Origin of the sequence: Rhodococcus sp. MEB032 (assembly GCF_030208925.1) — a bacterium.
Classification (GTDB): domain Bacteria; phylum Actinomycetota; class Actinomycetes; order Mycobacteriales; family Mycobacteriaceae; genus Rhodococcus_F; species Rhodococcus_F qingshengii.
In genome coordinates this window covers 36293-49365 of sequence record NZ_JARVSY010000020.1, presented here as the reverse complement: position 1 = coordinate 49365, position 13073 = coordinate 36293, and the positions used below count along the sequence as shown (strand labels likewise).

13 protein-coding genes are annotated in these 13073 nt (G+C 63.2%); 6 read left to right on the top strand and 7 right to left on the bottom strand.

Annotation, left to right across the window (positions count from 1 at the left end):
* Positions 1–149 precede the first annotated feature (149 nt).
* Both glsA and QRN54_RS20875 read left to right on the top strand, forming a co-directional pair.
* Positions 150–1976 carry a glutaminase A gene (glsA, locus tag QRN54_RS20880; protein ID WP_047269337.1) on the top strand — a complete coding sequence of 609 codons (1827 nt, stop codon included), beginning with the start codon at positions 150–152 and terminating at the stop codon, positions 1974–1976.
* 9 nt (positions 1977–1985) lie between these two features.
* Positions 1986–2651, top strand: coding sequence for an SIMPL domain-containing protein (locus tag QRN54_RS20875; protein ID WP_003942616.1), 666 nt, complete (start codon positions 1986–1988; stop codon positions 2649–2651).
* Positions 2652–2702: 51 nt separating this feature from the next.
* Here QRN54_RS20875 and QRN54_RS20870 read toward each other — a convergent pair whose 3' ends face one another.
* The 4 genes from QRN54_RS20870 to QRN54_RS20855 form a co-directional block, all read right to left on the bottom strand.
* Positions 2703–4349: an MDR family MFS transporter gene (locus QRN54_RS20870; RefSeq protein WP_007732863.1), complete on the bottom strand. Its 1647-nt coding sequence runs from the start codon at positions 4347–4349 to the stop codon at positions 2703–2705.
* A 5-nt stretch (positions 4350–4354) separates the two neighbouring features.
* Positions 4355–4843: a MarR family winged helix-turn-helix transcriptional regulator gene (locus QRN54_RS20865; protein WP_003942624.1), complete on the bottom strand. Its 489-nt coding sequence runs from the start codon at positions 4841–4843 to the stop codon at positions 4355–4357.
* 154 nt (positions 4844–4997) lie between these two features.
* Positions 4998–6266 (bottom strand): class I SAM-dependent RNA methyltransferase, encoded by a 1269-nt coding sequence (locus QRN54_RS20860; RefSeq protein ID WP_050656625.1) that lies wholly within the window; start codon positions 6264–6266, stop codon positions 4998–5000.
* Positions 6267–6314: 48 nt separating this feature from the next.
* Positions 6315–8309, bottom strand: a complete 1995-nt coding sequence (locus tag QRN54_RS20855; RefSeq protein ID WP_007732857.1) for an APC family permease — start codon at positions 8307–8309, stop codon at positions 6315–6317.
* Between the two features lie 171 nt (positions 8310–8480).
* Between QRN54_RS20855 and QRN54_RS20850 the strand changes: the two genes are divergently transcribed.
* From QRN54_RS20850 to QRN54_RS20840, 3 genes are all read left to right on the top strand, one after another.
* Positions 8481–9146, top strand: coding sequence for a potassium channel family protein (locus QRN54_RS20850; RefSeq protein ID WP_003942587.1), 666 nt, complete (start codon positions 8481–8483; stop codon positions 9144–9146).
* 86 nt (positions 9147–9232) lie between these two features.
* Positions 9233–9895 (top strand): potassium channel family protein, encoded by a 663-nt coding sequence (locus QRN54_RS20845; RefSeq protein ID WP_003942632.1) that lies wholly within the window; start codon positions 9233–9235, stop codon positions 9893–9895.
* 33 nt (positions 9896–9928) lie between these two features.
* Complete coding sequence (locus QRN54_RS20840) at positions 9929–10222, top strand: GNAT family N-acetyltransferase (RefSeq protein WP_003942641.1); 294 nt, start codon at positions 9929–9931, stop codon at positions 10220–10222.
* Here the strand turns inward: QRN54_RS20840 and QRN54_RS20835 are convergent.
* Both QRN54_RS20835 and QRN54_RS20830 read right to left on the bottom strand, forming a co-directional pair.
* Positions 10215–10928 carry a DUF3159 domain-containing protein gene (locus tag QRN54_RS20835; protein ID WP_003942611.1) on the bottom strand — a complete coding sequence of 238 codons (714 nt, stop codon included), beginning with the start codon at positions 10926–10928 and terminating at the stop codon, positions 10215–10217. The two genes, QRN54_RS20840 and QRN54_RS20835, sit on opposite strands and share 8 nt — an antisense overlap.
* A gap of 52 nt (positions 10929–10980) precedes the next feature.
* On the bottom strand, positions 10981–11355 hold the full coding sequence (locus tag QRN54_RS20830) for an OB-fold nucleic acid binding domain-containing protein (protein ID WP_003942613.1): 375 nt from the start codon (positions 11353–11355) through the stop codon (positions 10981–10983).
* 138 nt (positions 11356–11493) lie between these two features.
* On the opposite strand from QRN54_RS20830, the gene QRN54_RS20825 reads away from it, so the two are divergent.
* Positions 11494–12219, top strand: a complete 726-nt coding sequence (locus QRN54_RS20825; RefSeq protein ID WP_217018777.1) for an alpha/beta fold hydrolase — start codon at positions 11494–11496, stop codon at positions 12217–12219.
* 11 nt (positions 12220–12230) lie between these two features.
* Here QRN54_RS20825 and QRN54_RS20820 read toward each other — a convergent pair whose 3' ends face one another.
* Positions 12231–13070 (bottom strand): DUF3710 domain-containing protein, encoded by an 840-nt coding sequence (locus QRN54_RS20820; protein ID WP_003942585.1) that lies wholly within the window; start codon positions 13068–13070, stop codon positions 12231–12233.
* Positions 13071–13073: the final 3 nt, after the last annotated feature.

Sequence of the window (13073 nt, the reverse complement as noted above, 5' to 3'; positions counted from 1 at the left end):
GACTCGGCCCGATTCCGGTGTGACTTCGCGTAACAGCGAAATCCCGCGGATCGCTCGTGATCGCAATCACAGACAAATGGGATCCGTCGCGATCAACTCGGCAACTCTTCTTCCACAAAACGACCGCCATGTCAGCTTAAGGTCGACGTATGGGAACTGTGGTCGACGACCTGATAACGCGAGTGTTCGACGAAGTCCGATCACTCGACGAAGGCGAGTTGGCCGACTACATCCCCGAACTCGCGGCGGTCGCCCCCGATTCGTTCGGAATCTGCATCGCCACCGTAGACGGTTACGTCTACGAGATCGGTGACTCGCGAATCCCGTTCACCATTCAGTCGATCTCGAAGCCCTTCACCTACGCCTTGGCTCTCGCCGATCGAGGAAGCGAGGCGGTTGCCGCGAAAATCGACGTCGAACCATCCGGCGAGCCGTTCAACGAAATCAGCCTCGACCCGCTCACCGAACGGCCACGAAACCCCATGATCAATGCCGGGGCTATCACCGCTGCATCACTGGTTGCCGGACCGAATCCCGAGGCCCGCTTCGAGCGCATCCGCTCGGCGTACTCGCGATACGCAGGCCGCGAGCTGACCTTCAACGAAGCCGTCTACACCTCCGAGGCCCGCACCGGTCACCGCAACCGTGCGATCGGCCACATGCTGCGATCCTTCGACGTCATCACCGGCAATCCCGACGAGGCCGTCGACCTGTATTTCCGTCAATGCTCGATCGACGTGACCTGCCGCGACCTGAGTCTGATGGCTGCGACGATGGCGAACAACGGTGTCAATCCGCTCACCCACGAGCGCGCGCTGGCACCCGCAGGCGTCGAACAGGTCCTCAGCGTCATGGCTACGTGCGGAATGTACGACGGCGCCGGCAAGTGGCTGGTAGAGGTCGGATTGCCGGCCAAGAGCGGTGTCGGCGGCGGAGTGCTGGCGGTTCTGCCGGGCCAGATCGGCATCGCCGTGTACTCCCCCAGGCTCGACGTTCACGGCAACAGTGTTCGCGGAGTTGCTTCTGCCCGGGCACTGTCGAAGGAACTCGAACTGCACTTCCTCCACGTGACGCGGGCGTCACGCTCGTCGATCCGGGCCAGATACAGCGTCATCGAAGCACCGTCGCGAGTACGACGCACCCCGACCGAACAAGCCGTGCTCGACGACGTCGGCAAGCGCAGCCGGGTCTACGAACTGCACGGCGATCTCCTCTTCACCGGTGCCGAATCGGCGGTCCGCGAAATCGGCTCGGTGGACGAGGGCCTCGAAGTTGTCGTCATCGACGTCCGCCGCGTCGACGACGCCAGCGACGTCGCGGTACGCATGATCACTGCGCTGCAGGTTCAGCTGGCCGAGCAGGCTTGTGCTGTGGCCGTCGTCGATCCGCAAGGACTGCTGGGACAACGAAGTTCGAGCATCGACCCCGCCAGAAGAAGTGGTCGGGTTTTTGCGGATCTCGATTCCGCCATGCAGTGGTGCGAAGACACGCTGCTTGCGGTGCATTGTGAGGCCGATCGGCAGGCGTCGACGATCTCGATCGAGGACCACCCAGTTCTCGATGCTCTGTCCGCGGCACAGATCGAGGGATTCTCGGCAGAGTTGGAGACGCGAACCTATGCCCGCGGCGAGAAGATCGCCCGCCGAGGTGAATCGGCGTCTGGCTTCTACCTGATTCTCAGTGGCCAGGTCAGCACCATGTTCACCGACGCGCACGGGGTCGAGCACCGCATCACGACGCTCTCCGCCGGAATGACGTTCGGCGAGATGACGATGTTCCTCGACACTCCGTTCCTCAACGACATCCGCGCCGATTCCACGGTCACCGTGGCCGTGCTGACTCCGGAGCGATATGCAGAACTGACCGCACAGGCACCCGAGTTGAAACTTGCGCTTCTCGAACGACTGGCTGCGGGCGCCTACGAGCAATTGGACCTGATGTTGCGGAGTGTCATATCCGCCGGACGAATCGGATAGGAACCACACGTGCCCACCACCGCCTTCACCTCGGAGCCGTCCACTGTCACGGTGACCGGAACCGCCACTGCAACAGCTGTTCCCGACATCGTGCGATTGACGATCGGAGTATCGGTGACACAGACGGCCGTTTCCGACGCGTTCGACGCCGTCGCGCGTCTGTCCACTGCGCTGACCGAGACCCTGCACGCGCGCGGTGTGCGCGGAGCGGACCTCACCACCGCCGGGCTGAGCGTCCATCCGCAGACTCAGTGGAGCGACGGAGGCCGCCAGGAGACAACAGGATTCACGGCATCGACAACTTTCCGAGTCGTACTGCGAGAGCTGGAGCCGGAAGCGGCGAACTCCCCCGCTGCCGTCATCGCGGCATGTGTATCGGTGGGTGGCGACGCGATTCGGCTCGACGGACTGGAGTTCGATCTCGACGACCGCAGCGATCTGGCGACAAGAGCACGCGAATTGGCCTGGACGGCAGCCGAATCGAAGGCCAGACAGTTCGCAGACCTGGCAGACAAAGATCTGGTCGAAGTCCTCGAGGTGCTCGAGGACTTCGACCAGATCGTGCCGATGCGCGGACGTGTCGCGGCGATGAAAGCGGATTCGGCCCCGATAGCCGTCGAACGCGGAGAGATCGAAGAATCGATCTCGGTCCGCGTTCGATGGGCTATGGCGTGACAACAGTAATTCAGAAGACGCGGCCGGCAGTAGACCAGCCGGGCTTGCGGATCAGCGAGTGAGGTTCTTCTCCTCGTTCTTCTCTTCGCGTTCTTCTTCGAACTTCTGCTCGGCGTCGGGGGTTGCCATGTCGATGGTGGTGCGCAACGGACGGTTCGGGATGAAGATGACCGACACGAGCGTGACCACGGCGACGACCGCTGCGACCAGGAAGATCCGTCCTGTTGCGTCGCCGTAGGCGAACCGAACGATCTGCGAGACGAAGTCAGGCATATTGCTCAGGTCGAGGCCGTCCTGGAGGCTCTTGCCAGCTACTGCCTGCTGCTCGGGCGGCAAGGTGGAGACCGAATCGACTGTCAGTGTCTTGACGCGGGTCGCAAGAATCGAACCGAGCACCGACACGCCGATCGCGCCGCCGAAGGTGCGGAAGAACGCCACGATACTGCTGGCCGCGCCGATGTTCTCGACGCTGACCGTGTTCTGCACGGCGAGCACGATGTTCTGCATCAGCATGCCGGTACCGAGACCCACGATGGCGATGAAGATTCCGATGGTCCAGAGGCTGGTTGCGTGGTCGATCGTCGACAGCAGCCCGAAACCGACCAGCAGCAGAACTGCGCCGGCGACGATGAAGGGCTTCCACTGACCGAACTTGGTGATCAGCTGGCCCGAGCCGACCGAGGCGACGAGCATGCCTGCGACCATCGGAATGGTGAGCAATCCGGCTTCGGTGGGATCGAATCCGCGTGCGGTCTGGAAGTACTGCGTCAGGAACGTCGTCGCGCCGAAGAGGCCGACACCAACTGCGATCGAGGCGATGATCGCGAGAGCCGTTGTGCGCTCGGTGATGATCTTGATCGGCAGGATCGGATCCTTGACCTTGGATTCGACGAACATCGTCAGGCCGAGCAGGGCCAGACCACCGATGACGAAGAAGGCCGACTCCTTCGAGAACCAGGCGTAGTAGTCGTCCTGACCGGCAAACGACACCCAGATCAGTAGGACGCTGACACCGGCGGTGAGCAAGGTGGCGCCCATCCAGTCGATGGAGACGTTGTCCTTCTTCACGGTCTCGACGTGCAGTGTGCGCTGAAGCAGGAACAATGCGATGACTGCCAGCGGAACACATACGTAGAAGCACCAGCGCCAGCCGGCAGTGTCCACGAGGACGCCGCCGAGGATCGGTCCACCGGACATCGAGACGGCCATGGCCGCACCCATGTATCCGGAGTAGCGACCGCGATCTCGCGGCGGGATGATCGTGCCGATGATGGCTACGACGAGAGCGGTCAGACCGCCCATACCGATGCCCTGGATGACACGCGCACCGAGCAGCAACGGAACGTTGTGCGCCGCGCCGGCGATGACCGAGCCGATCACGAAGATGACGATCGCGGTCTGGACCAGGACCTTCTTGTTGTAGAGGTCGGCAAGCTTGCCCCAGATCGGCGTCGACGCCGCGGTGGCGAGCAACGCTGTCGTGATGATCCAGGCGTACTGCGTCTGAGTTCCGTGCAGTTCACCGATGATCGTGGGAAGCGCTGTGGAAACGATGGTGCTACTGAGCAGCGCGGTGAACAGCGCTGCGATGAGTCCGGTGAGTGCTTCGAGAATTTCGCGGTGAGTCATAGCGCCCGCTTCGCGAGCCGATCCGTCACCTCCGGTACTTGCCCGGGTTTCTCCTACTGTTGCTGCCATGTGCCTTATCTCCCAATACTTTCTACGCCCGTGTGCGGAACTGCCGGTGAGGCCTGCCGATTCGATGCGCCGAACGTCTCGTTGAGACGTTGCAGCGATGTCACTGCGGCCATGGCCTCTTCCTGGCTCCAGTCTTCGAGCATGTTGCGCAAACGCGCCGCACGCCGCTGCGTGGTTCTCCGTAAAACGTCGTGTCCCTCTTCCGATACTCGGATGCGGAACGCCCGCTTGTCAGCCGGATCGGGATTTCTCTCGACATACCCAGCGTCGACCAGATCCGACATTTGTCGGCTGAGCGACGACTGACTGACACACAGATCGACGGCCAATTCGTTCTGTCGGCACTCCCCACGCGCTGCCAGCATGAACAACACACTGACCAGCGCAGGCGGCAGCAGGCTGTCTGCACCGGTGGTGACCGCGGCTCGCAGCGATCTGCCGAACATGAAGATCGTGTCGACGAGCGCTTGGGCCGTCTCCGGCTGTACCGACATTGCCTACCCCTGAATTCGAGTGGCCCGAACGAGCCGTGACTTGAAAACGGAAAACTACTTGCAGAACGAAACTATACGATTAGTTGCGTAATGCAAGCAACTGTTGTGAACGCGAGAAGCGTCACACCGTTTCAGGGAAAGATTTCGGGACGTCTCAGCGTTCGAGGAGCGCGATGCACTCCATGTGGTGAGTCTGGGGGAACGCGTCGAACGCCCGGAGGCCACCGATTCTGAAGCCCTGCTCCAGGTAGAGGCCGATATCGCGACCGAACGACGCCGGGTCGCACCCGATGTGGACTATCCGCTCAGCGCCCGTTGAGGCGAGAGCTTCCACGACCGGACGGCCGGCCCCCGCACGTGGCGGGTCGAGCACGACGACAGCAGGCGAACGCTCCAGATCCGCGATGATGTTCTCGACGCGGGCGCTGTGGAAGCGCACCTGACCGAGATCGGACAGCGCTGCCTGCCCGTCCGCGACTGCACGCGCCGAAGATTCGACGGACTCCACCACGCCGGACGGCCCGACAAGCTCGGCGAGCACAGCTGCGAACACGCCGACACCGCCGTAGAGATCCCAGGCCGTGTCCGCGGTAGCGGCTCCGGCCCACTCCCCGACCACCTGTGAGTACGCGGCCGCAGCGCCGCGATGGGCCTGCCAGAAACCGGTCGCGGCCAGCGCCCATTCTCGACTGCCGACGCGCTCGGTCACTGTGTCCGATCCGATGGCAACTCGGGTCTTTCGCGGGCCGCCGCTTGCCGCTCGGCGTGCCATCGCGCCGCGTCGCCCGGGCGTCCGCCGTCCCGTCTTGGACACCGCGGGTGCCGCGATTTCCACGACGTGCCGCTCGCCCGCAGCGTCGAGAACGACCTGCAGCTCGCTACCTGGCGCCCACTGCGCACCGCCGAGACCGTCGTACGCGCTCTGATCGATCTGGGTGCACCGCAGGTCTGTGACGATCCGGTTGCTGCGGTACGCGTGGTATCCGGCGACACCGTGCCCGTCCACCGCCAACCGGACTCGCGTGCGCCAACCCGTTCCGCCTCCGGTTCCGGGCAGTTCCTCTACCTCGACGTCCGATTCGACACGAGCCAGTCGCAGAAGCTGCTCCCGCACGACCGAGGTCTTCATCTCACGTTGGACGCTCAGATCCGCATGCGAGTAGTCGCAGCAGCCCGCCCCGCCCGGGCCGGAGATCGGGCATGTCGGATCGATCCGATGCGGAGAAGCGTCGAGAACGGTGATCGCGTCGGCGCGGCAAAACGATCCGCCCTTGTCCTCGGTCACCCGGACCAGCGCACGCTCCCCCGGCAAACCGTGACGGACGAACACGACCCGCCCCTCGTGCCGGGCGACGACGAACCCGCCGTGACCGGGGTTGCCCAGATCGACCTCGAAGGTCTGTCCGGTCCAATTCTCACTCAACGAACTACGCCTGCCATTTCGATGTTGCCGATCATTTTTCGCCGGTGATCATTTCTCGCCGGTGTCGTAACCGCGACGCGTGGCACCTGCGGTCTTCTCGATGTCGAGCGGCTTCGCCTTTGCCGACGAACTCAGCTGCCACGGAACGCTGGTCACCATCACGCCGGGCTGGAAAAGCAGACGACTCTTCAGACGAAGCGCGCTCTGATTGTGCAGGATCTGCTCCCACCAGTGTCCGACGACGTACTCGGGAATGAAGACGGTGACGACGTCACGCGGAGCATCGCGTCGTACACGCTTGACGTAATCGAGAACCGGCTTGGTGATTTCGCGGTACGGCGACTCGATCACCTTGAGCGGAACCGTCACGTCGCTCTTCTCCCACTCACGCACGAGTGCACGGGTGTCCGGCTCGTCGACGTTGACCGTGATGGCTTCGAGGGTGTCCGGTCGCGTGGCTCGCGCGTAGGCGAGAGCTCGCATCGTCGGCATGTGCAACTTCGAGACGAGCACGATCGAGTGCGTGCGGCTGGGCAGTACGCCGTCCCACTCCTGCTCCTCGAGCTCGGCTGCGACGCTGTCGTAGTGCTTGCGGATCATCTTCATCACGATGAAGATCGCGACCATCGCGACGATGGCGATCCATGCGCCGGCAGCGAACTTGGTGATCAGAACGATGATCAAGACGGTGGCGGTCATTGCCAGACCGATCGAATTGATCACTCGCGAGCGCTGCATACGGGCCCGTTGCGCCTTGTCGGTCTCGGACTTCAGATGCCGAGTCCAGTGCTTGATCATGCCCGTCTGGCTGAGCACGAACGAGACGAAGACGCCGACGATGTACAACTGGATGAGCTTGGTGACCTCGGCGCCGAACACCACGACGAATGCGATGGCAGCACCGGAGAGGAAGAGGATTCCGTTGCTGAATGCCAGTCGGTCGCCGCGCGTGTGCAGCTGACGCGGTAGGTACCGATCCTGCGCCAGGATCGATCCGAGTACCGGAAATCCGTTGAACGCGGTGTTCGCGGCCAGAACCAGGATCAGTGCCGTGACGATCGCCATGAAGAAGAAACCGATCGGGAAACCACTGAACACGGCTTCGGCGATCTGCGCGATCAAGGTCTTCTGATGGTAGCCCTCCGGCGCTCCGACCAGCTGTTCCTGCGGATTGTGTGCGTAGACGATGCCGATCTTCTGAGCCAGGATGATGATGCCCATCAGCAGGACGATGGCGATCGACCCGAGCAGCAGCAAGGTCGTGGCAGCGTTGCGCGACTTCGGCTTCTGGAACGCCGGTACGCCGTTGCTGATGGCCTCGACGCCGGTCAGTGCGGCACAGCCCGAGGAGAATGCGCGGGCGATCAGGAACGCGAAGGCAATTCCGTACAGATGCGAATCCTCGGCGTTGAGCGTGAACGACGACGATTCCGCGTGCACATCCTCGCCGAGGACGTAGATCCGGAAGAATCCCCACCCGAGCATCAGGAACATGCCGACGATGAATGCGTAGGTCGGAATTGCGAACGCGGTCCCCGATTCACGGATACCGCGAAGGTTGACCGCGGTCAGCAACACGATCGCCGCAACCGCGAACAACACCTTGTGCTGCGCGACGAACGGCAGAGCCGAGCCGATGTTCGACGCCGCCGACGAGATCGACACGGCGACCGTCAGCACGTAGTCGACCATCAGCGCACTACCGACGGTCAGACCGGCGGTCGGGCCGAGGTTGACCGTCGCGACCTCGTAGTCGCCGCCACCGGAGGGGTATGCGTGGACGTTCTGGCGGTAGCTCGCCACCACCACAGCCATGACGATGGCGACGGACAATCCGATCCAGGGGGTGTACGCATACGCGGAAATACCCGCGACGGAGAGAACCAGGAAGATTTCTTCGGGGGCATACGCGACGGACGACATCGCGTCGGACGCGAAGACCGGTAGTGCAATTCGCTTGGGTAGCAGCGTGTGCCCGAGTTTGTCGCTTCGGAACGGCCGACCGAGCAGGAGCCGCTTGGTAGCGGTCGAGAGCTTAGACACGTGCAAAGCGTAAGCCGTCTCGCCCGATTCGGAGTCATCAGAGCCCCAACTTCACCTTTTGTCGTGACAACCGGCACGCGAGCGACCGTTGTACTTGCTCTTCCCGTGAGGGGCTGTACCGTTCGATTCGGCGTGCAATCGCGCCATGAGGGTCCATGAACGGAGTAGGGCGTGTATGTCGTCATCATGGGGTGCGGTCGAGTGGGTTCTTCCCTCGCCGCATCTCTGACCAGGATCGGACATGAGGTCGCCGTCATCGACCGCGATCAGAGTGCGTTTCTGCGTCTCGATCTCGACTTCCCGGGAACCAAAGTTCTGGGAATGGGGTTCGACCGTGACGTGCTGGTCCGGGCGGGAATCGAGCGGGCCGACGCCTTTGCCGCGGTGTCCTCGGGAGACAATTCCAACATCATCGCAGCGCGAGTCGCACGCGAGACTTTCGGCGTCGAACGCGTCGTCGCACGTATTTACGACGCCAAGCGTGCCGCCGTTTACGAGCGACTCGGCATTCCCACGGTCGCCACCGTGCCGTGGTCGACGGATCGTTTCCTGCACACGTTGACCAAGGAAAGTCAGACTGCGAAGTGGCGCGATCCTTCGGGCACTGTCGCCATCACCGAACTTGCCCTGCACGAGGATTGGGCGGGCAAGCCGATCGCGCTCCTCGAGGGCGCGACCAGTTCGAGAGTCGCCTTCATCATCCGCTTCGGGACCGGCATTCTCCCCGACCGCAAGACTGTCATCCAGGCCGACGATCAGGTCTACATCGCCGCCGTGTCGGGAACCGTCGCCGAAGCTGTCGCACTGGCCGGCAACCCGCCGCCGAGCGACGACTGAGGGAGGCCGCAGATGACTGATCCGTACGCCGCCCCCCACAACAAGACTGCGACTGTGTTGCACTACAACGTGATTGGAAGTTCTCGATGAAGGTCGCCATCGCCGGAGCCGGCGCCGTAGGCCGTTCCATTGCGCGAGAGCTGATTCGAAGCTCACATGACGTCATGCTGATCGAACGCAAACTCGATCACATCGAACCGGAGTCGGTGCCCGAGGCGAAGTGGGTGCACGCGGACGCCTGCGAACTCAGCAGACTCGAGGACGCGTCGATGGAGTCGTACGAGGTCGTGATTGCCGCGACCGGAGACGACAAGGCAAACCTGGTCCTCAGTCTGCTCGCGAAAACCGAGTTCGGTGTTCGCCGAGTTGTCGCCCGCGTCAACGATCCCCGCAACGAGTGGCTCTTCGACGAGTCCTGGGGCGTGGACGTCGCCGTCTCGACACCGCGGATGCTCGCTTCGCTCGTCGAAGAGGCCGTCTCGGTCGGTGACCTGGTCAAACTGATGACACTGCGGCAGGGACAGGCCAACCTCGTCGAGATCACGTTGCCCGACAACACACCTCTTGCCGGAAAAGCCGTCAAGAAACTCGAACTTCCGCGAGACTGCGCACTGGTCACCATCCTGCGTGGCGGACGCGTGATCGTCCCGCAGATGGACGATCCCATCGAAGGCGGGGACGAACTGCTCTTCGTTGCGGCCGTCGACGCCGAGGATCAGTTGCGCGTTGCACTCCGCCTGGAGAATTGACCGACGAACACACTGACGACGAAAGGGAATCACATGGCACAAGCGCCCGAAAACACCGTAGTCACCGACAATCCGGCCCAGAGCCGGTACGAGATCCATGCCGACGGCGACCTCGCTGGGATCGAGGACTACACCACCTCCGGTGACGTCGTCTCGTTCAACCACACCGAGATCTACCCCGCCTTCGAAGGTTTCGGATTGGCCGGGGTTCTCGTCCGCCAGGCTCTGGACGACCTACGAGCACGCGGCCTCAAGGTTCACCCGGTGTGCCCGTACGTCGTGAAGTTCCTCGACAAGCACCCCGAGTACCAGGACCTGATCAGCTGAGATCTCGGTCTTCGCGCGGCTTCGTCAGATTCACCGAGCCCACCTCTTCGGACCCTGCGTCCGTGGCGGTGGGCTCGCTGCTTTCGGGCTCCACAACCGGTTCAGGCTCGACGATGCGATCGGCCTTACGCACAGCCCAGACCGTCACGAGCAGCACCAAACCGGTCAACGGCCACCCCATGCCGATACGCGCGACTGCGAGCCATCCGGTGTGGTCGGTGTCGTAGAGCTGTGACTGAACGAGATACCGCGCACCGAAGACCAACGCCCACGCTGCCGTCGCGACGTCGTAGAGCCGGACGGCGGAGCTGTGCTTGCGCCAGAGATTGCCGTGCCCGTTGAGATAACCCCAGATGATTCCGACGAGGGGCCAGCGCACGAGGATGGAAATCAGGAAGACCGCACCGTAGGCGAGGCTCGTGTAGATACCGAAGAGGAAATATCCTTTGGCGTCGCCGGTGCGGTAGGCGATGAATGCGGAAACTCCGACTCCGAGAAAACCGGAAATAGCGGGTTGGAGGGAATCCTTGCGGAAGAGGCGCCAGGCCGCGATAGCGACAGCGACGCCCAATGCGGCCCAGATTGCCGCGGTGAGATTCCAGATGCTGTTGACCGGGACAAAAATCAGAATCGGCAAAGACGAATAGATCAGACCACTCAGCCCGCCGAGTTGGTCGATTACCGATCGCTGTTGTGTTTCAGTCACCTGTCGAGGGTGCCACAGTCACCGAGTTGCACGGTAAATGCGGGAAACGCGCCTATTCGCCGCGCAGTTCGTAGTAAGGGTTGAAGATCGCCTTGCGACCGTCACGCTCGCCCACACGACCGCGGATCAGCAGGGTCTTACCGGTCTCGATTCCCGGGATCCGGCGACGCCCGATCCAGACGAGATTGATCACCTCGGTGCCATCGAAGAACTCGGCCTCGATACTGGCATTTCCCGACTTGGGACACGCGTCGACGCTGCGGAGTCGGCCCACCATCGTGACTTCTTCACCGCGACGACAATCGCATGCCTTCTGACCTCCGGAAGCCTTGTTGGACTCGGCCATCTCCTGGGCGTCCAACTGGTCGACGTCCTCGGTCAGACGCTGGGTCAGTCGACGAAAATATCCTGCGGCGGCGGGTGCCATTGCGCGCTCCTGCGAACATGTGTGACGCAAGGGTTTCGCGTCACGTGAAGGGCTGTGTGATCGCCACTGTAGACCCATTACGAGCGTGTAACCACACCGGTCAGTCCGCGTCTCGGGGGCACCGGGCAAGATCAAGAGATGCAGAACTCTGAATCGGCGACCGTTGCCGTCGTTCTCCCAGGTACAGGCTCTGACGCCCACTTCGCGGACCGCGCATTCCGGGCGCCGCTGGAGGCTCTGGGTGTGCGCATCGTCGCAATTGAACCGGACCCTCGGCGTGTCGTGGACGGCTATCTGGACGCGATGGACAGAGCCGCGGACACGCACGGCCGAATCATCGTCGGAGGGGTCTCGATCGGAGCGGCCGTTGCACTCCAGTGGGCCGCCGACAATCCCGATCGAACCGTGAGTGTGTTGGCAGCGCTTCCGGCCTGGACGGGCTCGGCCGACGACGCCCCCGCAGCAGCGAGCGCGCGGTTCACCGCCGGGCAACTGCGCTCCGAAGGCTTGGAGTCGGTGATCGCTGCGATGCTCGCGTCGAGTCCGGCGTGGCTCGGAGCCGAACTCGAGCGCTCCTGGCGCTCTCAGTGGCCCGATCTCCCGGCTGCGCTCGACGAGGCGGCGTCATACCACTCACTCGGCGAGAGCGCGCTACGGGCGGTGGGCGTTCCGGTCGGCATTGCGTCGGCGGTGGACGATCCGGTTCATCCCGCGTCAGTGGCGCAGGCCTGGGCGGCTTCACTCCCCCGCGGCGCAGTCGCCACGACGACGCTCGACATGATCGGGCGCGACCCCGCGATTCTCGGGTCCACCTGCATCAAAGCGCTCGCGGCGATCGAATCCGATACCACCGCGAGCGCCTGAAGAAAATCCTGTTACTGACCCAATTGCTGCATGGCAGAACCGGATTCGCCGCTACGAGGCGGCGGGGTCGGCCGTGCTGGAGGTGCCGGCGGAGCGGGCGGTGCTGACTGCTGTTGCTGCTGGGCGGCGACCTGTTGCTGCTGCGCTGCCGCCAACTGCTGCTCGTGTGCGGCCGCCAACTGCTCGGCGAGCACCTGCGGGAGCACCACGGGCAGCGGTGTCCGCACCGGATGCGGCTCTGATCCTCGGTTGACGACGGTGTCACGCAAAATGTCCCGTGCGATTGCCACCAGAGGGGCGTTCGCGGCGGTGGATCCACTCGGACCCGCGACCACGCATCGCACCATCCACCGGGGACCGTCGACGCCGATGAACCGCAGGTCCATGTTGGCCGTCACAGCAGCCAGTTCACGGCCCCACGGGCCGTTCTCGACGCTCACCGCGGAATTGTCGTCGCGAAGCGACTGCGCGAGCTCGGCAACGACCTCACGCCACTGACCGGGCGATTTCGGGGCGGCGTAGGCAGCAACCGTGATGCGGCCGTGCTCGGTGACCAGGTGCACGGCCTGCGGCGAACCGTTGGGCGCCATCTCGACCTGCAACTGCCCGCCGGTCGGCATCGGCACCAGAACGGAACCGAGATCAAGACGCTGACCGTCACGGCCTGCCGTCGGATCGTCGGAATCGATCTCCGAGATGTCGTAAGGGCCTTCCGATTCGTCACCGAACTCGTCGCCGGTGACTTCGAGATCGTCTTCGACCTCGTCGATCTCCACCGACTCGTCGTTCTCGTCACCGAAGAAGCTGGTGGTTTCCTCGTCGACATCTGTCTTCTTCTTGCGTCCGAACATGAT

Coding starts and splice junctions, on each gene's coding strand:
- glsA (WP_047269337.1), top strand. CDS start 150: ATGGGAACTGTGGTCGACGACCTGATAACGCGAGTGTTCGACGAAGTC.
- QRN54_RS20870 (WP_007732863.1), bottom strand. CDS start 4,349: ATGGCAGCAACAGTAGGAGAAACCCGGGCAAGTACCGGAGGTGACGGA.
- QRN54_RS20865 (WP_003942624.1), bottom strand. CDS start 4,843: ATGTCGGTACAGCCGGAGACGGCCCAAGCGCTCGTCGACACGATCTTC.
- QRN54_RS20845 (WP_003942632.1), top strand. CDS start 9,233: ATGAAGGTCGCCATCGCCGGAGCCGGCGCCGTAGGCCGTTCCATTGCG.
- QRN54_RS20840 (WP_003942641.1), top strand. CDS start 9,929: ATGGCACAAGCGCCCGAAAACACCGTAGTCACCGACAATCCGGCCCAG.
- QRN54_RS20830 (WP_003942613.1), bottom strand. CDS start 11,355: ATGGCACCCGCCGCCGCAGGATATTTTCGTCGACTGACCCAGCGTCTG.
- QRN54_RS20825 (WP_217018777.1), top strand. CDS start 11,494: ATGCAGAACTCTGAATCGGCGACCGTTGCCGTCGTTCTCCCAGGTACA.
- QRN54_RS20820 (WP_003942585.1), bottom strand. CDS start 13,070: ATGTTCGGACGCAAGAAGAAGACAGATGTCGACGAGGAAACCACCAGC.